Source organism: Streptomyces sp. NPDC048349 (assembly GCF_040651925.1).
Classification (GTDB): domain Bacteria; phylum Actinomycetota; class Actinomycetes; order Streptomycetales; family Streptomycetaceae; genus Streptomyces.
In genome coordinates, this window is record NZ_JBEZLA010000025.1 from 19,642 (window position 1) to 40,077 (window position 20,436).

At 69.1% G+C, this 20,436-nt stretch carries 18 protein-coding genes and 4 pseudogenes; 12 read left to right on the top strand and 10 right to left on the bottom strand.

The genetic code is table 11. From position 1 onward, the window contains the following. Window positions 1-8 precede the first annotated feature (8 nt). Complete coding sequence (locus AB0D44_RS16040) at window positions 9-1,340, top strand: class I SAM-dependent RNA methyltransferase (RefSeq protein WP_362590404.1); 1,332 nt, start codon at window positions 9-11, stop codon at window positions 1,338-1,340. A gap of 566 nt (window positions 1,341-1,906) precedes the next feature. Here the strand turns inward: AB0D44_RS16040 and AB0D44_RS16045 are convergent. From AB0D44_RS16045 to AB0D44_RS16075, 7 genes and pseudogenes are all read right to left on the bottom strand, one after another. After that, the gene (locus AB0D44_RS16045) at window positions 1,907-2,515 is read right to left on the bottom strand and encodes a hypothetical protein (RefSeq protein WP_362590407.1); all 609 of its coding nucleotides are present in this window, start codon (window positions 2,513-2,515) and stop codon (window positions 1,907-1,909) included. 89 nt (window positions 2,516-2,604) lie between these two features. Then, on the bottom strand, window positions 2,605-4,863 hold the full coding sequence (locus AB0D44_RS16050) for a hypothetical protein (protein WP_362590410.1): 2,259 nt from the start codon (window positions 4,861-4,863) through the stop codon (window positions 2,605-2,607). 51 nt (window positions 4,864-4,914) lie between these two features. Further along, window positions 4,915-5,730 (bottom strand): hypothetical protein, encoded by an 816-nt coding sequence (locus AB0D44_RS16055; protein WP_362590413.1) that lies wholly within the window; start codon window positions 5,728-5,730, stop codon window positions 4,915-4,917. Between the two features lie 103 nt (window positions 5,731-5,833). Further along, window positions 5,834-6,523 (bottom strand): Crp/Fnr family transcriptional regulator, encoded by a 690-nt coding sequence (locus AB0D44_RS16060; protein WP_362590416.1) that lies wholly within the window; start codon window positions 6,521-6,523, stop codon window positions 5,834-5,836. 13 nt (window positions 6,524-6,536) lie between these two features. Then, window positions 6,537-7,031, bottom strand: a complete 495-nt coding sequence (locus AB0D44_RS16065) for a hypothetical protein (protein ID WP_362590419.1) — start codon at window positions 7,029-7,031, stop codon at window positions 6,537-6,539. 553 nt (window positions 7,032-7,584) lie between these two features. Next, window positions 7,585-8,159 (bottom strand): annotated as a pseudogene (locus AB0D44_RS16070) (nucleotidyl transferase AbiEii/AbiGii toxin family protein); the annotation flags it as partial. A gap of 5 nt (window positions 8,160-8,164) precedes the next feature. Further along, a pseudogene (locus tag AB0D44_RS16075) lies at window positions 8,165-8,418 on the bottom strand (hypothetical protein); the annotation flags it as partial. An 827-nt stretch (window positions 8,419-9,245) separates the two neighbouring features. On the opposite strand from AB0D44_RS16075, the gene AB0D44_RS16080 reads away from it, so the two are divergent. From AB0D44_RS16080 to AB0D44_RS16130, 11 genes and pseudogenes are all read left to right on the top strand, one after another. Next, window positions 9,246-9,737, top strand: a complete 492-nt coding sequence (locus AB0D44_RS16080) for a DUF2243 domain-containing protein (RefSeq protein ID WP_362590422.1) — start codon at window positions 9,246-9,248, stop codon at window positions 9,735-9,737. Further along, the gene (locus AB0D44_RS16085; RefSeq protein ID WP_362590425.1) at window positions 9,734-10,585 is read left to right on the top strand and encodes a cytochrome c oxidase assembly protein; all 852 of its coding nucleotides are present in this window, start codon (window positions 9,734-9,736) and stop codon (window positions 10,583-10,585) included. Before AB0D44_RS16080 ends, AB0D44_RS16085 begins: the two co-directional genes overlap by 4 nt. Before the next feature lie 215 nt (window positions 10,586-10,800). Beyond that, on the top strand, window positions 10,801-11,274 hold the full coding sequence (locus tag AB0D44_RS16090) for an SPW repeat protein (RefSeq protein ID WP_362590428.1): 474 nt from the start codon (window positions 10,801-10,803) through the stop codon (window positions 11,272-11,274). A gap of 329 nt (window positions 11,275-11,603) precedes the next feature. Further along, window positions 11,604-12,086: a DUF1360 domain-containing protein gene (locus tag AB0D44_RS16095; protein WP_362590431.1), complete on the top strand. Its 483-nt coding sequence runs from the start codon at window positions 11,604-11,606 to the stop codon at window positions 12,084-12,086. A 288-nt stretch (window positions 12,087-12,374) separates the two neighbouring features. After that, window positions 12,375-13,576 (top strand): annotated as a pseudogene (locus AB0D44_RS16100) (hypothetical protein). A gap of 11 nt (window positions 13,577-13,587) precedes the next feature. After that, window positions 13,588-14,178 (top strand): hemerythrin domain-containing protein, encoded by a 591-nt coding sequence (locus AB0D44_RS16105; RefSeq protein WP_362590434.1) that lies wholly within the window; start codon window positions 13,588-13,590, stop codon window positions 14,176-14,178. A gap of 169 nt (window positions 14,179-14,347) precedes the next feature. Then, complete coding sequence (locus tag AB0D44_RS16110) at window positions 14,348-14,869, top strand: DUF4142 domain-containing protein (protein WP_362590437.1); 522 nt, start codon at window positions 14,348-14,350, stop codon at window positions 14,867-14,869. A 19-nt stretch (window positions 14,870-14,888) separates the two neighbouring features. Next, window positions 14,889-15,238, top strand: a pseudogene (locus AB0D44_RS16115) (glutathione-dependent formaldehyde dehydrogenase); the annotation flags it as partial. Window positions 15,239-15,359: 121 nt separating this feature from the next. Then, window positions 15,360-16,295 carry an SDR family oxidoreductase gene (locus AB0D44_RS16120; RefSeq protein WP_362590440.1) on the top strand — a complete coding sequence of 312 codons (936 nt, stop codon included), beginning with the start codon at window positions 15,360-15,362 and terminating at the stop codon, window positions 16,293-16,295. Between the two features lie 2 nt (window positions 16,296-16,297). Continuing rightward, window positions 16,298-16,756: an SRPBCC family protein gene (locus tag AB0D44_RS16125; protein WP_362590443.1), complete on the top strand. Its 459-nt coding sequence runs from the start codon at window positions 16,298-16,300 to the stop codon at window positions 16,754-16,756. A gap of 330 nt (window positions 16,757-17,086) precedes the next feature. Continuing rightward, window positions 17,087-18,490, top strand: a complete 1,404-nt coding sequence (locus tag AB0D44_RS16130) for a M20/M25/M40 family metallo-hydrolase (RefSeq protein WP_362590445.1) — start codon at window positions 17,087-17,089, stop codon at window positions 18,488-18,490. 165 nt (window positions 18,491-18,655) lie between these two features. On the opposite strand, the gene AB0D44_RS16135 is transcribed toward AB0D44_RS16130, so the two are convergent. From AB0D44_RS16135 to AB0D44_RS16145, 3 genes are all read right to left on the bottom strand, one after another. Next, entirely contained in the window at window positions 18,656-19,360 is a 705-nt protein-coding gene (locus AB0D44_RS16135) for a DUF6766 family protein (RefSeq protein ID WP_362590448.1), read from the bottom strand. A gap of 82 nt (window positions 19,361-19,442) precedes the next feature. Beyond that, a complete protein-coding gene (locus AB0D44_RS16140; RefSeq protein ID WP_362590451.1) occupies window positions 19,443-19,829 on the bottom strand; it encodes a hypothetical protein in 387 nt (128 codons plus the stop codon). 47 nt (window positions 19,830-19,876) lie between these two features. Continuing rightward, window positions 19,877-20,353: a hemerythrin domain-containing protein gene (locus tag AB0D44_RS16145; RefSeq protein ID WP_362590454.1), complete on the bottom strand. Its 477-nt coding sequence runs from the start codon at window positions 20,351-20,353 to the stop codon at window positions 19,877-19,879. Window positions 20,354-20,436: the final 83 nt, after the last annotated feature.

Here is a 20,436-nt window from a genome sequence, read left to right on the forward strand (position 1 = left end):
TCCCCACCATGACCGAGCAGAACGAGAAGCAGTCACTGGTCGGGGAGGAGTACGAGGTCGAGGTCGGACCCGTCGCGCACGGAGGGCACTGCATCGCCCGCACCGAGGACGGCCGCGTCCTGTTCGTCCGCCACACGCTGCCCGGCGAGAAGGTCATCGCGAAGGTGACGGAGGGCGAGGAGGACTCCCGCTTCCTGCGCGCCGACGCGATCACGGTCCTGGAAGCCTCCAAGGACCGCGTGCCCGCCCCCTGTCCGTACGCCGGCCCCGGCAAGTGCGGCGGCTGCGACTGGCAGCACGCCAAGCCGGGCGCCCAGCGCCGGCTCAAGGGCGAGGTCGTCGCCGAGCAGCTGAAGCGGCTCGCCGGCCTCACCCCGGAGGAGGCCGGCTGGGACGGCACGGTCATGCCCGCCGAGGGCGACAAGCTGCCGGCGGGCCAGGTCCCCCAGTGGCGCACCCGGGTCCAGTTCGCCATCGACGAGGACGGCAACGCGGGCCTGCGCAAGCACCGCTCGCACGACATCGAACTGATCGACCACTGCATGATCGCGGCTCCGGGCGTCTCCGAGCTGGGCATCGAGAAGCAGGACTGGCCCCAGATGGCCACGGTCGAGGCCATCGCGGCGACCGGCTCCCAGGACCGTCAGGTCGTCCTCACCCCGCGCCCCGGCGGCCGCCTCCCCCTGGTGGAACTCGACAAGCCGGTCTCCGTCCTGCGCGTCGAGGAGAAGGACGGCGGCGTCCACCGCGTCCACGGCCGCCCCTTCGTCCGCGAGCGCGCCGACGGCCGCACCTACCGCGTCGGCATGGGCGGCTTCTGGCAGGTCCACCCCCAGGCCGCCGACACCCTGATCAAGGCCGTCATGCAGGGCCTGATGCCGCGCAAGGGCGAGATGGCCCTCGACCTCTACTGCGGCGTCGGCATCTTCGCGGGCGCCCTCGCGGAACGCCTCGGAGACACGGGCGCGGTCCTCGGCATCGAGTCCACGAAGCGCGCGGTCGAGGACGCCCGGCACAACCTGGCCGACTTCCCCCGGGTCCGCGTCGAACAGGGCAAGGTCGAGCAGATCCTCCCGAAGACCGGCATCACGGAGTGCGACCTGGTCGTCCTGGACCCCCCGCGCGCCGGCGCCGGCAAGCAGACGGTCCGCCACGTCGCGGGCCTCTCCGCCCGCCGCATCGCCTACGTGGCCTGCGACCCGGCAGCCCTGGCCCGCGACCTCGCCTACTTCGCCGAAGCCGGCTACAAGCCCCGCACCCTCCGCGTCTTCGACCTCTTCCCGATGACGCACCACGTGGAGTGCGTGGCGATCCTTGAGCCTACCGAAAAGGGCCGCTGACCTGCGCTTTAACAGTAGCGCCAGTGTGTGTCGACGTGTTTCGCGATATCCAACAGGTCGAGCTCGTCTAGCCCGCCTCACCTGAAGATTTGCTGGAGTGACCGATGGGAGCGGCTGCGCGATGCCCGGTCGTCGGGACTTTGACGCTCGACTCCCTTCGGCGAGGCTGGCTGGATCAGTGCATTGTGATGCCGGAAACGGCCTTGTCGGGGAGTCGTTGACGGCGCCTTCTTTGCGAGCGCTCCGCTGTGGTGGAGCGCCTTCCCTCTACTGCTTCTCGACAGGGCGAAGGCGCCTGCGCGGTTGTGAAGGTTCGGGCCAAGATCGTCCGGCCTTGCCGCGTCGTTGCTATGTGGGGTCGGAGGGTGATCGGGCACTGGAGGTCCGATCTGGGGTGGCGGCAGCATCGTGGCCGTGGAGTCGATAGATCATTTCATCCGGACAACGGTGCAGGCGGGCCTGACGCCACGCGACGTCGTAGGACAGAGGCGTGGTGCTGCGCCGTTGGATGAGCAGGGCTCGGAGGCTGGTCAGGGGAGCGAGAAGTACCCGCCACAGGACGAGTCTCATGGATGCGCCCGTCGTGGTGCGCCGTCGCCCCCAGGTGCTTCCGGCGGGGCGTTACCACTGGATAGGGTGCCGTCATTCAGGACTTTGAGAGAGTCGGACAGCACAAGCATGGCCTGTTGCCGTTTCTCAACGTCCTTGAACCCCTGACCGACCTGCTCCCACTGCTGCAAGAGCGGGAACCACCACCGGTCGCAGGAGTAGATCAGGCGGGCGAGGCGCTGGAGTTCGGCAACGTGCTCGTCGCCCAGCGCACCGGGGGTGTGCTGCTCAAGTTGGTCAAGGACGACGAGGTCGGGGCGATCGTAGAGGTTCTGCTTCAAGAAGCGCAGGCGGCGGATGCGTTGTTCGTCCACCGCCCGCTGTGCCAGTAACTCCTGTCCTGCGGTGGACAGACCGAGAGCCGCTCGGGCGGTCAGCAGGTAGTAGTTCGGGGCACGGTGAGGCAGGCGGCCGAGGGCAGCGTTGACGGCGTCTTGTGCGGCTGGCACATCCGACGCTCCCAGAGATGCCGATATCTCGGCAGCCGCGGCATGCACGCTGGCGCGTACTGTCTCCTCCACATTGGGAGGCAGACGCCGCTGTGGTCGCCAGGTGATCGTGTACACGACTTCGAAGGTGATGCCATCGGTTGCGCTGGGCAGGCGGCGCGGCTGGACGGACGTGCTCGTGCAGACTGCGCGGTGCCATGGCCACCTCATGCGACGCTTCCTTCGAGCGGGAAGACAGTGTGCAGACGGCTATCGACGAGGTGGTTGTAGAAGTCGTCAGCCACGCTGACGCCCTCAGCGGTGGAGATGTCACGCAGTTCGTTCATGAGCTGCATCCCGGCCTCGAACATGTTGTGGCCGCGCAGCGCCGGCAGGAGTTGGTCGCGCAACTGTTTGTAGGAGTTGGGGTGTCCGGCACAAAACCGGATCCAGTCCGTTAGACGCGAGATGACCAGGGCAGCGGTGGCCGAGGAGGACAGCAGGTCGTGGATTGCTCGCGGTACGTCGATGTCCGTGGGAGGGGAGCACACGAGCCACGGCGTGTCGTCGCGGCGGGCGGTCATCAGTGCGAGGAACGCCAGTGCGCCGCTGCGTGCGGAGACCTTGCCCTGTTGCCAGCTGTGGACCTCACCGGCCAGTCGCTGGGCCACGGTGGGGTTATGGACCAGGGCATCGAAGGCACCCAAGACTTGGCTGACTATGGTGTCGTCGGTGTGCTTGTGCGCGACGCGGCGCAGGCGCACCATTGCCCGCTTAGCAAGCGAGGTGGCGGCGGAGGAGTCCTCCAGGATGCGCCGGCACAGTGCAATTACCGCGGGCGCGTAACTCTTCTGCTCCGCCCACCCGTAGAGTGCCTCCCACGCCAGACGTCCGACGTGTTCGTTGCGCACGGCGCGTTCCATGACCGCACCGAGCACCTTTGGTTGACTGCTGCCGACGAGTTCGCCCAGTGTCGTGAGGTAGTCCACCGTTCCGTGCCGCACGGTGAGTTCGGCCAACGCGGCCACTGCGTGGTCTTCCGGATCGGCATTCTGGACTGTCGCGACGAGCCAGTTCAGCAAGGGCCTGCGCATTACGTCATAGTTGTCCCAGACGTACTCCAGCACCGCGCGTCCGTAGGCGGGCCGGTCGAAAACCACCGCGTCCTGAGTGTCGACTCGACCCCCGACATCCTGGATACGCCGGCGCATTCCCCGTCCGGCCAGCACACTGAGGGTCGGTGAGAATACTGGTGCTGTGCCGGGAGCGTCGGGGATGCCGCCGACGGCTTCCAGCAGAGCGGCTGCACTGCGCGCGACAACGGGCATGGGGGCGGACTGCTGCACGGCCAGGGCCAGCAGCAGACAGCGGTCCTCCACAGTGAGTGAGGGGTTGTCGTGGTGATGCAGGCTGTTCATCTCGCCGAACCGGCTGTCGAGTTCACTGCGCCAGTCGGTCAGCGCCGCGATGATGCGTTCTTCAAGGGTGCTCTGAGTTTCGCCCTCACTGTCGGTCTGCACGAGTGACTGCTGCGAGCTGGCGTGAGTGTGTTCCTTCCAGGCCATCGCGACGGTGTGCGCGGCTCGCACGGCGGCCACCGCCGTCAGTCCGCGCAAGGAAGCGGTGGCCTTGGGGAGGGAGCGCAGCGATGTGACAAGCTGGCCGTAGCCGTGGGCGTCCAGATGCGCCTCGACCACGTCCTGGGCATCGGGTGCTTCGCGCAGACGAACCACTTGGATGCCGTCACGATCGCTGAGGCGGTGATCCTTCCACAGGTCCTGTGCCACGGTCAGCGCCATGTAGGAGCGGCAGCCGCGGAGGTGGGTGGCGTGTTCCGACAGCGCGTTGAGGAAGTCGGCCGATACCTGATCGTTCTCCGGGTGCTTGAGGTCAAGCTGGTAGGCGTGGTCCTTCTCCAGCGGCAGGCGGCCCTTGCTGGGGGTCTTCCAGTCTGCGTCCAGCTTTACCACCGTCGTGTTGTGAGCGGTGTGCTCGGCCAGCAGCCGCAGAGCGAGGGTTGTGGAGCCACACGAGCGGGGCGCCACAATGATGATCACGGGTTGGTGAGGGCGACTGGTAGCGGGATTGATGATCTGCTCCCAGACCGTTTCCCAGTGCGTGCTGCGAATGAACGGCTGATCGAGCACCCGCTCCCGGCTTTGTACGACGCCCTCCAGCAAGTCACGCTTTCGGGTCTCTAGGATCAGCTGTTCGATGACGTTGGCGACGACGTCGGCTCCCCCGTACACGTTTGTCGCTGCACCGTCGGTTTCGTACACGCGCGGCGTGGGCGGGACAGCATCCGGCGTTTGGGCAGTAGAGGAAGGGGATGGGTCGTCGGGGTTCACGTCCGGCCCATCGGAAGCGTCCGTGGCGGGACGCCATCGCTGCAGCCAGCTGCCGGAGCCGCTGGATTGGTTCTCGTCGGCCCCGCTGGCCGAGGGAATGGTGTCGGAGCGCGTGGGGTCGAACGGTACGTCAGACATGCGGAAACTCCAGGGTGACTGTGGGAAGAAGGGCAGGAGTGGGTGGACACCTCACCGCTGGCGACGGTCGATCCGCAGGTTTTCGATGCGGTTGGCGATCGTGGGGTCGCTGACCTGACCGTGGAACTGGATCGTGCCGCCGCTGCTGGCAACCGGTTTCGCTGACGCATCGCTCGGCTGCGCGATAGAGGAGGGAGCAGAAGTCGGCGATGCGGCATCGCTGAGGTAGGGGCGTACGGCCGGGCCGGTCAGGCCCGGCACGTGAATCCGGCAGGGTTGCTCGAAGCCGGGCTTGTCGCTGACACGGGCAACCACATCGAGGAAGTGGTGCGGACCCAGATTCGGCGTGCGTCCCTCGGCGACGGTGCGCTGGTAGACGACCTCGGAGACCGCGGCTGCGAGGAAGGCCCCGCTGTCCTTCGCGGCGGACAATGCTTGGCGCGTTGCCTGGCTGTCGAGCAGCCGGACGGTATCGTTGGTCGCTTTACCGCGGTGTTCGGGAAGGGGCAGGGGGCCGACATGCACGCTGGCTCGCAGCCGCAGTAGGGGGCTGCTGGCCAGCCTCTGCCGCTCGTAACGCACCAGAGCCGCATTGAGCCGGCCCAGCAGTGGGTCCACGAGCCGTGCCAGCACCGAGGGCGGGAACAGTAGGATCGCCCCGTCGCCGCTGTCCTTATAGCCGCCGGGAAGTTCGTGCGGGTCGGGCAGCTGACATTCGGCGAGTACAGTGGCCACGATGTCGTCCACGTCGCACCGGGCGGCGGCCATCTTCGCCTCGGGGATCTGGCTGTACTTCTCCATGTCGATTGCCACGAGGGCGAGTTCGGCGGGCACGTCCAAGGGTTCTACGTGCAGCGGCGCGTCCATTTGTGCACCGTCCTTTCAGCACAGGCGGTCAGGGGAGTGCCCATGCTGATCGGTGGGGACGGCTGCCGCTGCCCAGTAGTGGGCACACCTGAAGTGCGGCCTGTCACGCCTGCGTACGCGCGTGCGACTGAATCGAATGGATGTCGCGAACGAGGAGCCCGCCACCGGAGGTGGTGCGGACCCAGTCCTGCTCGCGCCAGGGCTTGAGGGCGTTGACCACCGCGTTGCGGGAGGCCCCAATCATCTGAGACAGCTCTGTCTGGGTCAGTCGCACGGCGAGATCCGAGGCGGAAGTGGATGCGGCGTCGACCAGCCGGGACAGGGCTGATGCCAGACGCACCGGCACAGACGCGGTGGCTAGTTCGAGCCGGACGGCCTCCGACTCCCTGACCCGGGCGATGGCATGGCGCAGCAGAGGGGCGAGCAGATCATGCTCCTCAACGAAGGTGAGGAAGGCGGCAGCTGGGATGATGTGGATGTGGCAGGTCTCGGCGGCGATGACCGTGGCGGTGCGGGGCTGGGAGTCCAAGACAGCCAGCTCTCCGAGTAACTCGCCGGCGCCTCGTATGGCAAGAAGCGTCCTTTCTCCGCAGTCTCCGGCGAGGGTGATCAACGTTGACCCGGATTCCAGCACGATCACGTGCGTTGCTGGATCTCCCTGGCGGAGTAGCACACTCCGAGCGGGCCTGACGCGCTGCGGTGCGAGCACCTTCAGGCGTGCCCATAACTTGTTGCCGATCACCGTGGCATGCGACTGATACACACGTCTCCCTGCTGTGCGGCTCCAACACACTTAGGTGATCGTCTCAACTAACCAGAATGTTGCTCAATAGACACATTCCAGCCATCAAGAGAGCTGCTAGGGCAAAATCGACGGCTACACGGGCAGCTCGCAGCTTCCTGTCCGCCAGCCAGGCGAGCACCTGTAGCCGACGGGTCTCGACATGCCGTTCAAGTTCCCCACGTGCGGCCGTACTCATACCGACCACCTGGGGGTGTACGGCCGACTCGCCCATCAATTCGGCATGAAGTCCCGCCATCGGGATCACGGGTCGCAGCGCGAGCAGCGCAGCCCCTATCGCAGCCATCAGCAACAGGCACATCAGGACTAGGGAGCACACTCCGATCACGGGCATGCCGTGTGCACTCGACAGTACGGCGACTCCTCCAGCCAGCAGACCACAGGCTATTCCGCACAAGGCTGTTGCTTTCGTGTCCGCCCGCTGCACCTCGACGAAGGCGCGTTCAGCGTGCCCTTGCAGCCGCTCCATCACCATCGGAATTTCGCCTGGCTCGTTCATACCGCCCCCACCCTCCGTGGCCGTCGTGTCCTTGTCATGGCAGTTGCCAGCCTGCTCGCAGCCGCCTAGCTGCGATGCCTACCGCAGGGCACGAGGAGCGGTATGTCCCTCACTCCGGATCCTTCTGTAGGGGTGTCACGGAGCGGGGATCGGTGCCTACGAGGCAGAGAGCTGGGCCTTGCCACGTTCCGTCCGTGTCGTGTGGCAGCGGCTCGTCGACCGCTCGCCGAGCCGCGCATGGTGTGCTCCTCCACCACGCGGCCTGATGGCGTGTACGAGGGCGAGGGAGGGCCTACATGCCTGGTGACTCTCCAGGTAGCTGCCGGCTCTGGCGGTGGGGCCGCAGGGCCGGTGACTGCTGGCCCCGTTGGAGTCCGGCCCCCAGGACCCGCTTCTGGACGGCAGGCCAGGCGAGGCACTGAGAAATGACGGGGAGCTGGCCTACCTGGACGGAGGGTTCCTCATAAGCCCGCCCGCCTGAATGGCGAGAAGAGGCCCATCTGTCAGAGGGACAGGCAAGAATGCGGCCATGGTGGCGATCACCAGCCGTTACTAGGGCGGTGATGGTGCTCTCGTCCAGGCCGTAGGCGGCGAAGGCTTCGTCGTCGGTCCACTCGGCTCCGGTGCGAGTTTGCCTGAAGGTCTTCATGCTCGAAGCGGACGCGGGCGTGGCGGCGGCCGAATCCTTGTTCCAGCGGTGGGAGGCTGCTAACACGTCGTCAGGTCACGAGGCGCTCCTCGGTCAGCGAGGGCGCGGACCTTGGTCCCGATCACGTCCTCCTCGGCGAGGACGGGCCGTAAGGGCTCTGGGCGACCCGTCGCCAGAAGATCTCCTTGAGGATGTCGACCTCGCAGTCGTGCCTGGTGGCCGGGTCGGTCACGGTAAAGGGGCGGACAGCGGGGCGGTCTCCAGCGTGTGCACCTTCCAGCCGCGGGCTTCCAGGCCGACGCGCAGCGTAGCCGCGGTGTCGGCCATGGGCGCCGGGTTTTTGGTGGCGACGTCGAGGCCCTGGCTGGGGCGGTTCACGAGGCGGTGCGCCTGGATGGCAAGCCGCCGATGAGGACGAGGGGGCATGGGGAGGCCGAGGGCGATCACACCCGCAGGAGCCGTGTGTGCAGCTCCGGCATGTCCGTCACGCGGCTGCCTGCGCGCGGGAGGCGAGCTGGGGGAAGACGTCTTCCCATACCGTGCGCACAGTGCGGCCGACGAGGGTGCGGAGCACCGGCCACAGATGGAGGAGCAGGTCCCGGTCAGGTAGCGGGGCAGGTCCTCGCGTAACCCCTGGTGCAGGACGGTGCGGTACAGGCCCATCCGCTGGTGCGGCTTGCCCAGGTCGTACGAGGTCATCCCGGACCAGGCCATGTGCAGCGGCAGCTCGACGACCCCCGGGTCGGGCCGTGCAACCGTGCCGGCGAGCGGGCCGTGAGGGGACTCAATCGGCGTGCCCAGGTGCGTGAAGAGGTCCGAGGCGGGTGTGGGTGGACGCCTCGTCCGTGGGGCGAGGGTGGTCAGGGAGGGGAAGAGGCCGTCCAGTGCGCGGGCGCGGTGGTGGGCGCAGTCAAAGGCGTTGGCGAGGTCCAGCGTGCCGACACTAGGTTCCAACCGGAGAGCGGGCCGTGCAGGATGCCCCGGCAACGTGCCTCCCGCCGCAGCCGGCCGTAGTGCGAAGGCACCAGCTGGCACCTGCTGACCCGTGACGCTCGTTCGACGCTCCGGCCTGGAAGCAGCGCACTCGCAGAGCCGGTAAACAGCCTCTGGCCAGTTTTCCTGGATAAGCCCCCGTTGAAGTGAAAACGATGACCCGCCACGTGGAGTGCGTCGCGATGCTTGAGCCTTGGAAAGGGTTTCTGACCTGCAGGTCAGGGCAGCGTGCGTGATGTGCGCTGTGTGCGTTACGGGCGATGTACTGACGCTCGTGACGCACGTTTGACGCACCGTGCGGAAAGGGCGCAGTGGTGGAGTGGTGAGACGACGCCGTGGTTCCCAGACTGATCACGCCGGGCACCCGGTCAGCGCCACCTTGCGGACGGACCAGGCAGCGTAGGCCCGTGGCGAAGCGCGGCGGGTACCCGGTGCCGGGACCTGACCCAGTAGGCCGCGGTGGGTATCGGGTGCCTCGCCCGAATGCGGCCCTCTGTGCGGGGCGGAGGGGGCTCGGGGTATGGGTAGCGGGCGGAAGACCGAACCCCCCTCGCGGCGGAAGGCAGCAACCGATGAGCGCACCGTTTCACCCGCACGCGGCCTCCCCCACGCGCTCTGAGCGGCGCAGGTCGATGGTGGCGTGTGGCCTGATCGGGGTCGGAGTCATGGCTGCGGTCGATGAGATCGTCTTCCACCAGATTCTGGGCTGGCACCACTTCTACGACCGTTCGACCGCAGGCGTGGGGCTGCTCTCCGATGGCCTGCTGCACACCGCCGAGCTGCTTGCTCTGGTCGCCGGCTTCTTTCTCCACGCCGATCTGCGCCGCCGCCGCGCCTTGGCCGCGGCCCACGGCTGGGCCGGGTTCTTCCTGGGGCTGGGGGTCTTCCAGCTGTTCCCCGGGATCGTCGACCACAAGTTGCTGCGTCTGCATCAGATCCGTTATGGGGTGGACGTCACTCCGTACGACTGGGCATGGAACACCGCGGCGCTGGTCTTGCTTCTGATCGGCACGGTGACGGCCCTCCGCGCAGGGCGTGGGAGCAGGCCGGGATCGGCGTCGTGAACCTCGGGCACGTCCATCCCGGCCACATCGGGGGCGCCGGCCCTATCGGGCTGGTCGCGGCCCTGGCGGCCGTGCTGGGGGCCACCGTCTATCTGTTGGCGGCACACCATTTGCGGCGCCGCGGTGACCTCTGGCCCGGGTGGCGAGACGCATCGTTCTGCACCGGCAGCTCCGGTGTGGTCGCGGCGGCGGTGGCGCCGCTGCCGGGCGGCCCGCTCACCACCCACATGATGCAGCACCTGATCGTCGGGATGGCGGCGCCCCTCCTGTTCGTCCTGGCCCGCCCCCTCACGCTCGCGCTGCGGGTCACGGCCCCGGGGACGGCCCGCCGGGGCCTGCTGGCCCTGGCCCGCTCCCGACCGGTGGGCTGGCTGGCCTTCCCCCCGGTGGCAGCCCTCCTCGACCTCGGCGGCCTCTGGCTGCTGTACCGCACGCAGCTGTTCGCCACCGTGCAGCACGATCCGTGGCTGCACGCCCTCGTGTACGCGCACGTCCTGGCGGCCGGTCTGCTGTGCACCTTCGCGCTCTGTCAGCTCGACCCCGTGCGCCACCACTGGGGCCTCGGGGTCCGCGAGGCGACCTTGCTGACTGCCGGAGCGGCGCACGCCGTGCTGGCCAAGGCCGTGTACGCGGCGCCACCCCCCGGCACCGTCTTCGCCCCCGCCGACCTGCACACCGGAGCCCAGGTCATGTACTACGGCGGCGATCTGGTCGAAGGGGCCGTAGCCACCGTCGTGGCTGCTTCCTGGTACCGGGCCGCCGGCCGGGCCCGGCAACGCCGACGCCGCCAGCCGGCCCCGGCCCCGGCCCCGACGCCGCGCACCGTCGAAGCCCCGACCGGGCCGTAGGGACCCCCCCCGAGCGCCGCAGATGCGCCCCTGGAGGGGGGATCCGCCCGCACCGTGGCACCCCAGCCAAGGACGTTTCGGTCAGCAGGCCGGCCCGGCGGAGGCATGGCCGGAGTGATCCGCGCCAAGACTCGCGCTAAGCGCCGCACCATTTGCCCGTGTAAGACCCGATTGCTGGGTAGATGCGGGTCATCACACCCTCTCTGGAGGTCATCATGGCGTCAACCCACCGCGCATCCATCGAAGAGCACCCCGACCTGATGGAACTGCGCGCCCGGCACGACCGTGCGGCAGCCACCCCGCGCGCCCAGATGATCGAGGCTCTGGCCCTGCTCACGGGTCTCTACCTCGCCGCTTCTCCCTGGATCGTCGGCTTCAACGGCTTCACCACCCTGGCGGTCACCAACCTCATCGCCGGTATCGCCTACATGCTCCTCCTCGGTGGCCTGGGCAACTCCTACGAACGCACCCACTCCATGGCCTGGGCCGCGGCCGCCATCGGTATCTGGACCTGCGTCGCCCCCTGGGTCGTCGCCGGCGACGTCGCCCACACCCGCTCGATCACGAGCAACCTCATCACCGGTGTCATCGCCACCCTTCTCGCCCTCGCCGCGGCTTCCGCCGCCCGCGACAACGACACCCGCCGCCACGGTCCCGGGACAGGCCGTTCCATGCCGGGAACGCGCTGACGGCGCGAACCCGGGGGCCGGGCGGCCGGTCTCCTGCTCCGAAGCGCGGCTCCGTCCGCCTCGGCACCGCAACGTCGCAGCGGCCCCGCGCCGGCCTTCGCTGCAGCTGCCTCATCGGTGGTTCGTCTCGCGACGCGCGGTTCAGAGGGGTCCCGCTGGGCACCCGGTCAAAGAGTGCCCTCGAGCTGGAGCCAGTTCCTTCGGAAAGGCACGTAGTGAACAGTGAAAGCAGGCCCCCTACCCACCCCCTCGGCGCGTCTGCCCACCTGTCCGGCGCTCCGGGGGGCACCCCTGAGCGGTCCCGAATCCACACGTGCCTGACCGGGCTGATGCAGGGTTATGGCGGTGAGGAAGAGGCCAAACTGCCCGGGTACGCGGGGTCGATGGCGGTCTTCGGGCTGTACGCCACCGCATGGACGGCCGTGCTGCGCCGACACGGTCGCAGCGTGCCGGACGCACTCCGGGCCGGGGATCTGGCCCTCACGGCGGTGGCGGCCTTTCGCCTCAGCCGGCTCCTGAGCAAGGGCGTGGTGACGAGCCCGCTGCGTGCGCCGTTCACCCGGTTCAAGGAGGCGGCCGGGCCGTCCGAGGTCACGGAGGAGCCCCGGACCGAGTCCGGGGTGGGTGGCACCGTGGGTGCCCTGGCCACCTGTCCGTTCTGCGTCGCAGTCTGGGTGGTGACCACCCTGACCGGCGCTCAGATGCTGTGGCCGCGCCAGGCGAGGATCGTCACCGGCGCGCTCACGGCGCTCGCCGGGGCGGACGCCCTCCAGCTGGCCTACAGTGCCTTGCAGCAGAAGGCTCAGGAGTAGGAGCGCTCCGACCGAGACGTGGTGCAGCCACCGCTGCGCGGGGCTGCACCCGGCCCTGCCCTCTTTGTGCCCGACCGACACCTGCGTCCCGGCTCGGTGCCTTCAGCAGCCCTCCGTGCCCGTGGCCCGCCTCCCGGCTGGGCCGTCCGGGCGAACCACGCACTCCCGGCCGTACACCAGTAGGCGCATGCCATAGGCCCGGCGCCAAACTCGTCGCGGCACCCTGCGTTCACCGAGTGTGTCGGGGTAACCGCACCGCGTGCCCTTCCTCTACCTCGGGAGTACCGGATGACGTTCAATCCGTTGGAGCAGCGGGGCATTCCGCTGGACCGTCAGCTGCGCAACTGGCGGGAGCTGAACGTCAAGCCGATCGACCCCGATCGCTGCGACCCGTACACCCGGTGCCGGATCATCACGATGAACGGGATCGAGGTGGAGGCGATCTTGTTCAGCCACCAGCTGGCCCGCAATACCGTGGATCCCGAGGTCAAGCGGCAGCTGGCGCAGACCCGCTACATCGAGGCGCAGCAGCAGAAGGTGGTGAACTGGCTGCTGCCAGGGGTGTCGTCGGTGCTGGAGACGACGATCGCCTACGAGCAGGTGGCGGTGGACCTGACCTCGTGGGTGGCCCGGATGGAGCCGGATCCGTATCTGCGCCAGGCGTACGAGTTCGGCGTGCTGGAGGACTTCGACCACCTCTACCGGTACGCGAACCTCTACGAGATGATCGAACACCGCAAGGCCGAGGCGATCGTCGACGGACTGACCGAGGTCATGCCGGGCCGGCCCACCAAGTTCCACCACCGCGACCCGGTCGACAACGTCCGCGACGCCTACGACAAGGCCGCGACGGACCCGCTGTCCAAGCTGCACGCGCTGACCATCCTGTCCGCGGAGCAGCAGACGATGAACTTCTACATGAACACCGGCCCCACCTACATGGAGCCGATCGCCCGTCAGCTCTAGAGGAGATCGGGCTGATCGAGGAGGAACACGTCACGCACTACGAGTCCCTCGTGGACCCCGGCGAGACGTGGTGGGAGCAGCTGGTCACCCACGAGTACAACGAGTGCTACCTCTACCACTCCTTCATGGAGCAGGAGAGCGACCCCAAGGTGAAGGCGGTGTGGGAGCTCCACCTGAACATGGAGCTGGAGCACCTCCACACCGCCTGCGACCTGATGCGCCGTATCGACGGCAAGGATCCGGCGGAAATCCTGGCGCCGGAGCTGCCGAACGTGCTCACCTTCGAGCCGAACAAGGACTACCTGCGCGAACTGCTGGACACGCAGATGGACCTGACCACGCTCGGAGCGGGCTACGTGCGCGAGGCGCACGAGCGGTTCGAGAAGATGCAGGAGCAGATCCACGGCGGTGAGGAACCGCCCAGCGAGCGCGTCATGGCCGAGCACGACGCGATGTTCGGCCGCGAGTACCGCGTCGAGACCGAGGGCCGGCACCCGGACCCCGCCCTGCGCGAGAAGAAGTGAGGCGGGGGGACGTGTCAGACCTCGAAACCCCCCAGGCCGGGGACGACCACGCGCCCGACACCGACGTCGTCGCACTCCTGATGCGCCAGCACGGAGACATCCGCAACCTCTTCGACGACGTCGAGGCGGCGACCGGGGACGAGCGCCGGGACGCCTTCCACCGCCTCGTGCGCCTGCTCGCCGTCCACGAGACGGCGGAAGAAGAGGTCGTGCACCCCTTCGCGCGCCGTGCACTGCCCGGTGGTGCGGAGGTCGTCGAGGACCGCCTCGCCGAGGAGAAGGCCGCCAAGGAGACCCTGATGGCGCTCGAGGACCTCGACACCGGCGACCCGACGTTCATGCCACGGTTCATGAAGCTGCGGACGGACGTCCAGGAGCACGCCCGCGCCGAGGAGCGCTACGAGTTCGCCCACATCCGCCGAAGCACCGACGTCGCCACCCTGGCCGCCATGGCCAAGGCGGTCAAAGCCGCTGAGGCCATGGCTCCCACCCGGCCGCATCCCGGCATCGAGTCCGGAGCGGCCAACGTGGCGCTGGGACCGGTCGTGGCGCTGATGGACCGCACCAAGGACGCCGTACGCAAAGCCATGGGAAAGTCCTGACAAAGGGCCGGATCCCCGGCTGTGCGGAATCGCTTCCGCGATGGCGCCGGCCGACGGCTGCGCTGGGGACCGGTCCGTTTGGCGGTCTTGAACCGGGTAGGGGCCGAGGAGGAACGCGGCCAAGACCGTGGCTGTTGTGGCCCGGGCCGCGTGGAAGGAGATGAGAGCGATGCGTAATCGTCTGCTGATTTCGGCGGCCGTCATGACCGCGGTGAGCGGGGTCTGCTCCCCAGCGGCGTTCGCCGCCACGCCTGCCGGAAACCAGGACACCGCCTTCGTCCAGGCCGCGCACCAAAGCAACCTGGCCGAGATAGCGGCAGGCCAGGATGCGCAAAAGCACGCCCTGACCTCCTGCGTCAAGGAAGTCGGGACGAAGCTGGTCACCGATCACCAGAAGCTGGATGCGGACCTGAAGGCGCTCGCCGACAAGAGCAACCTGACGCTGCCGACCGCGCCGACGGCTGAGCAGCAGCAGAAGCTGAAGGCGGTCCAGGAGAAGGCAGGGACGGCCGGGTACGACGCCGCCTGGCTCTCCGACCAGGAAGCCGGCCACACCAAGACCCTCGAGCTGATCGACCAGCAGATCAGAGCGGGCACCGATGACGCCGTTACCAGTGCGGCCGAGAAGGCCCGCCCGGTCGTCGCCATGCACCTGGAGATGGTCCGCGGCGGCACCTGCCACGTCATGTAGCGCCCACCGCGTCGTCTTCGACCTCAACGAGTACGGCGGCGACATCACCAAGGCCGTCCAGGAGGTCACCGGCGGGCGGGGCCGCGACTCCGTCATCGACGCCGTCGGCATGGAAGCCCACGGCGCTGCCCAGCCCTGGCGAAGGGCATGCAACAGGCGACCACCCTGCTGCCGGACGCACTGGCCGCGAAGCTGATGCAGCGCGCCGGAGTGGACCGCCTCTCCGCCCTCTACCTGGCCATCGACCTCGTCCGGCGGGGCGGCACCGTCTCCGTGTCGGGCGTCTACGGCGGCATGGCCGATCCCCTCCCGCTGCTGACCATGTTCGACAAGCAGGTGCAGCTCCGCGGCCACAGCGCGATGCGCAGGCCGCTGCCGGACCGCCGAGCTGACCGGCAGGAGCCGACCGCGGCCGCCGTCGGGTGACGCGTGGGCCTCACCGCGCCGGCCCGGCCCGTGTAGGAGCCGGCCGGGCGGGCAGACGCCCGGCATGACCAGCCGCGGTCGGCGTGACCATCCGGGTGGCCCGGGGCCCTTGGAGGGCCGCGTCGCCGTCGTCACCGGCGCTGCACGCGGACTCGGCGAGGGGCTCGCCTACGCGCTGTGTCATCACGGCGCCCGGGTGGCGCTGGTGGGCCTGGAAGGCGAGCGCCTCGCCCGCCTCGCGGCGGACCTGCCCGGCGCGGCTGCCCACTGGACCGTGGACGTGACCGATGCCGACGGTCTCGCCATCGCCGCCGAAGCGGTACGCCGGACCCTCGGCAGGCCGTCCGTGGTCGTCGCCAACGCCGGCGTGGCCCTCGGCGGTCCCCTGTTGGACTGCGCCACCGACGCCTGGCGCCGGGTGATCGAGGTCAACGTCGTCGGCAGCGCCCTGACGGCCCGCTGCTTCCTGCCGGACCTGCTGCACACCCGCGGCTACTACCTGCAGGTCGCCTCCATGGCGGCGCTCGCGCCCGCCCCCCTGCTCACGGCGTACTGCGCGTCGAAGGCCGGCGGCGAGGCGTTCGCGCACGCCCTGCGCGCGGAGGTGTCGCACCGCGGCGTCGGTGTCGGCATCGCCTACCTGAACTGGGCCGACACCGCCCTGATCCGTGAAGCCGACGAGACGGCCGTCTTCCGCGAACTGCGGACGCACCTGCCGTGGCCGGCCTCCGTCATCCACGACCCCGCCCCCTACGTCCGGGCCATGGTCCGCGGCATCGAACGCCGGTCCGCGCACATCTACGCCCCGCCGTGGCTGCGCGGGGTGTATGCAGCGCGGACGCTCCTGCCACCCGTCGTCGCACACCGCTCCCGGCAGGCCCTCGCGGCCCGCGGGGACGCACCCCTGCCGCCCACCGGCCTCCTCGGCCCCGGCGGCACTGCCGCAGGCCCCACCCGAACCGGGGGGCCGAACGATCCCTGCCTTCGCCCTGGGGAGTGACCATGGCCGTACGACACCGACTGATCCACGCCGCACCGCACCACGTGTGGGCCGTACTCGCCGACGGCTCGCGCTACGCCGACTGGGTGGTCGGCACCAGCGATTCCCGCGTTGCCCGCGGCCGGTGGCCCGAACTGGGTTCGGCCATCGAGTACACCGTCCGGATCGGACCGTGGACGGGTTCGGGTACCACGGTCGTGCGGCGGGTCGACGTTCCCGCCGAGCTGGAGCTGGAAGTCGACAGCGGCCCCGTCGGCACGGCACGCGTGGCGATCGAGGTCCGCCCGTGGGGCGAGGAGTCCCTGGTCATCGTGGACGAGCACCCGCTGCGCGGGATCGGCGGCACCCTGCACAACGCCGCGCTCGACGCCCTGATCCAGCTGCGCCACCGCGACATGCTCAGACGGCTCGCCAACGTCGTCGAGGAACACGTCGGAGCCCGCACGCAGGAGCATGCCTGAGGACGGGGGCGGCATGAACGGTCGGTACCCGGGAAGGCGCCGTCTGACCGCTGCGGCCGGGTAGACGGACGGCCGATACACGGTGGGAGCAGGACGAGGAACGGTGGCACACATGGAGCCGAGACAGCCGAGGACTCGGCGCGGCGTGGCGGTCGACGGCGAGGACCGGAACCCGTGGCAGGACCTCAAGGGGGTCCTCGATCGGATGTTCGATCTCTTGGAAGGCGGCCGTACCGCTGCCGCCGGGGGGCCGACTGCTGAAGTCCGGCGCACAGGCGATGAACGTGCCGGAGGCGGCCGCAACCAGCACATCCGCGACGGCCACCGCACATGAGCCTCCCAAGGATCACCACCGCACCCGACGCGGCGCTCGGACAGGACGCCCTGGACGAGCTGGCGGACTGGGTGCGCATCGCGTCCGTCTCCTCTGACCCGGACCGGGCCGACGACGTACGGCGGTCCGCAGGTTGGCTCGTGGAGGCACTGCGCCGCACCGGCTTCCCGCGTGCGGAGGTCTGGGAGACGGAAGGCCTCCCTGCCGTCTACGCCTGTTGGCCGGCGGCTGATCCCGGCGCACCGGCCCTGCTGGTCTACAGCCACCACGACGTGCATGCCGTCGATCCTTCCGAATGGCAGGTCACGGAGCCCTTCTCGCCGCTCCTGCGGGAGGGCCGGCTGCACGGCCGCGGGACGTCGGACGCCAAGGGGCAGATCATGAGCCACCTGTGGGCCTTGCGCACGCATGTCGCGCAGCGCACCGCACCGGCCGTGACGCTGAAGTACCTGATCGAAGGCGAAGAGGAAGTCGGCTCGGTCCACCTGGCGGACCTGCTGTCGGAGCACGCGGGTGATCTGGACGCCGATGTCGTGATGGTGTCCGATTCGATGCTCTGGTCCCTGGACGAGCCCACCGTCTGCGCCACGGTGCGCGGGTCGGTCACCGCCTCCCTCACCGTCCGCGGAGCCGAACGCGACCTCCACAGCGGCGCCGTCTCAGGCGCCGCCGCCAACGCGGCGGTCGAACTGTGCCGCCTGGTGGACCGGCTGAGCGACGAGTCGGGCCGCGTCACCCTGCCCGGCTTCTACGACGCAGTGGCCGCACCCGGCCCGCGCCTTCGCGTGGACGTGGAGACGCTGCCCTTCGATCTGACGGACTGGCAGGTCGAAACCGGTACCTTCGACGCCCCCGGCGAGGCGGGGTTCACGGTTCCCGAACGCCTGTGGACCCGCCCCTCCGCCGAGGTCGCACGTTTGACGGCCGGCCGTACCGACGCACCCGCACTCGGCCTCATTCCGGCGGAAGCCAGTGCCGATCTGCTGTTCCGACTCGTGCCCGAGCAGCGGGCCGACCAGGTCGCCGACCAATTGCGCGCCTGGCTGGCCGGGCACCAGCGGCCGGGTTTCGCCTACGACCTGGAGGTCTCGTCCACCATCTCGGACCCCTACCGGACGCCCCCCGACCACCCCGCGCTCGCGGCCCTGACCCGAGCCGTCAGCCACGCCTACGGAGCCCCGGCCCGGCACATCGGCAACGGCGGAGCCGCTCCCGGCGCTCAACTCGCCCGCGCCTGCGACGCGCCCGTGCTCTTCTTCGGCACGGGACTCCCGGGGGACCGCTGGCACGGCCCCGACGAACGGGTCGAGATCCAGGCGCTCTGCCTCGGGGCCCGCGCGCTGGCCCACTTCCTCGACGAACTGCCGACCGGCGGGCCCCCGGCTGGTCAGAAGCCGTAGCGGATCTGCCGCAGGCGCACGCGCAGCGTCCGTACCGCACACCACGGTGGAAGTGGCGACGGCCTCGCCCTGGTCCCCGGGCGGCCTGGCGGGCTGGTGCCGCCGGGCAAACAGCGTTCTCGGCGCGGGAACCGGGATGGTCGACCACGACGGTCGGTCATGGCCTCAGCCTTCGACGCCGGTGGCGGTGTGGGCGGCGCCGACCGGCTTGGACTCCGGTGATCCCCGCTGGCGCAGGTACACGGACAGGATGACCATGGCGGCCACGGCCAGGAGTTCCGACTGCCAGTTCTGCAGTGTCCTGTTCCAGAAGTCCGGCGAGGCCAGGTAGGCGCCCCAGCCGAGGGGGTCCTGGAGCTGCCGTAGCTGCTGCTCGTCGTAGGCGGCCACGCCCGTGATGGACTGGGCCAGCCAAGACAGGACGAACACACCGCCCATGACCAGGCCCAGCGAGCGTGAGTAGACCAGTTGCCGCCAGTCCTTCGTGCTGGCCCAGCGCGGCGAGTCCTCCGTGGCGTGGTCGCCCACGCGCTGCTCCCGGTCGGACTCGGAACCGATCTTGTGGAGCTCCTTGGATTCCGGTGAGCCCCGCTGGACGAGCCAGACGGTGCCGAAGATGAACAGGAAGAACTGCAGGAACTCCGACTGCCAGTTCTCGGTGACGTCCACGGCGAAGTCCGAGGACGTCATGTACTCGCCCAGGCTGATCCGCTGGAGGCCGTCGTCGGCGAGCTGACCGTTGAAGTCGGCGTACCCGGCCAACGCCTGCCCGAGCAGGACCAGCAGGAACCCGGTGCCGAAGGCGAGGGTGAGGCTGTTGTCCCGCCAGAAGTTCCCGTGCTCCCGGCTCCCTTGTCGGCTTCCGCTCATCGCTGCATCGCTCCGATCGCGATGAAGTAGCCGAGCCCGCCCACGATCACGATCAGGCAGGCAACGAAGAGTCCGCGCATGCTCATCCGCCCTTCACGACGCATTGGTAGGGCTTGTCCTCCTGCGGTGTGCAGCCTGCCGCGACCACCCGCCATCCGCCGGTGAACAGCGACAGGAACAGCGTCTCGCCGTCGGCGCGGACCAGGGCCTGACGCCCGTAGACCTCGGCCCCGTTCACCGCTCCCGACACCGGCAGCTCCTGCCCCTCCAGCGCCTTGGCGCACTCCTGCTTCTCGTCCTCCTCCAGCTGGGCGCGGGTCTCAGGAGCCAGCAGGTCGCACGCTGCCCCGTAGTGCCGGGAGGCGAGTGCCTGCTCGAAGGCGCGGCCGGCATCCCGGGCACCGTCCACGCGCGCCCCGGACGCCCCGCAACCCGTGAGGAACACCGCGAGCATTCCCGCCAGGGCCACGGCACCGGCCGCCCTTGGCGCCGCGCGACGGGAGCCGGCTCCCGGTGTCATCGGCTGCCGGCGCTGGGAGTGGCCAGCGGGTCCCGAGGCGCTCTGGGCTTCTCGGCTTCCAGCCGCTCACCGAGTTCGGTGAGCCGGTTGCGTCCCATGGCCTTGCGGACGTCGGGGAACCATTCCTTCTCTTCTTCCTCGACGTGGTGGCGGACGTTCTCCATCAGGACGCTCATCTTCGCCTTGAACCGTTCGTCGGCCGCGTCCATGCCCTTCAGCTCGGACAGCATCCACACGACCGCGTGGTGCTCCTCGATGCTCTCCAGAATGTGGTCGGTGGTGTCCGGCGCGGCCTCGCGGGCGGCGGGGTAGAAGATCTGCTCCTCGATCCAGGCGTGGACGGTCAGCTCCTCGACGACCTGGTCGGCGATCCTCCGGCGTTCGTCCGTGTCCTCGTCCCCGGTCTTCTCGAATTGCTTGAAGAGCTTCTCGACGGTCTTGTGGTCGTCACGCAGAAGCACGATCGCGTCCATGGATACCCTCCGGGTAGACGGGTTACGGAACAAACGCCCAGGTTTCCCTACCCTGGGGCAGCGCTTTTTGCGGCACGGGCGGG

Coding starts and splice junctions, on each gene's coding strand:
- AB0D44_RS16145 (WP_362590454.1), bottom strand. CDS start 20,353: ATGGACGCGATCGTGCTTCTGCGTGACGACCACAAGACCGTCGAGAAG.
- AB0D44_RS16135 (WP_362590448.1), bottom strand. CDS start 19,360: ATGAGCGGAAGCCGACAAGGGAGCCGGGAGCACGGGAACTTCTGGCGG.
- AB0D44_RS16055 (WP_362590413.1), bottom strand. CDS start 5,730: ATGGACGCGCCGCTGCACGTAGAACCCTTGGACGTGCCCGCCGAACTC.
- AB0D44_RS16095 (WP_362590431.1), top strand. CDS start 11,604: ATGCAGGGTTATGGCGGTGAGGAAGAGGCCAAACTGCCCGGGTACGCG.
- AB0D44_RS16050 (WP_362590410.1), bottom strand. CDS start 4,863: ATGTCTGACGTACCGTTCGACCCCACGCGCTCCGACACCATTCCCTCG.
- AB0D44_RS16125 (WP_362590443.1), top strand. CDS start 16,298: ATGGCCGTACGACACCGACTGATCCACGCCGCACCGCACCACGTGTGG.
- AB0D44_RS16080 (WP_362590422.1), top strand. CDS start 9,246: ATGAGCGCACCGTTTCACCCGCACGCGGCCTCCCCCACGCGCTCTGAG.
- AB0D44_RS16130 (WP_362590445.1), top strand. CDS start 17,087: ATGAGCCTCCCAAGGATCACCACCGCACCCGACGCGGCGCTCGGACAG.
- AB0D44_RS16040 (WP_362590404.1), top strand. CDS start 9: ATGACCGAGCAGAACGAGAAGCAGTCACTGGTCGGGGAGGAGTACGAG.
- AB0D44_RS16090 (WP_362590428.1), top strand. CDS start 10,801: ATGGCGTCAACCCACCGCGCATCCATCGAAGAGCACCCCGACCTGATG.
- AB0D44_RS16120 (WP_362590440.1), top strand. CDS start 15,360: ATGACCAGCCGCGGTCGGCGTGACCATCCGGGTGGCCCGGGGCCCTTG.
- AB0D44_RS16065 (WP_362590419.1), bottom strand. CDS start 7,031: ATGAACGAGCCAGGCGAAATTCCGATGGTGATGGAGCGGCTGCAAGGG.
- AB0D44_RS16110 (WP_362590437.1), top strand. CDS start 14,348: ATGCGTAATCGTCTGCTGATTTCGGCGGCCGTCATGACCGCGGTGAGC.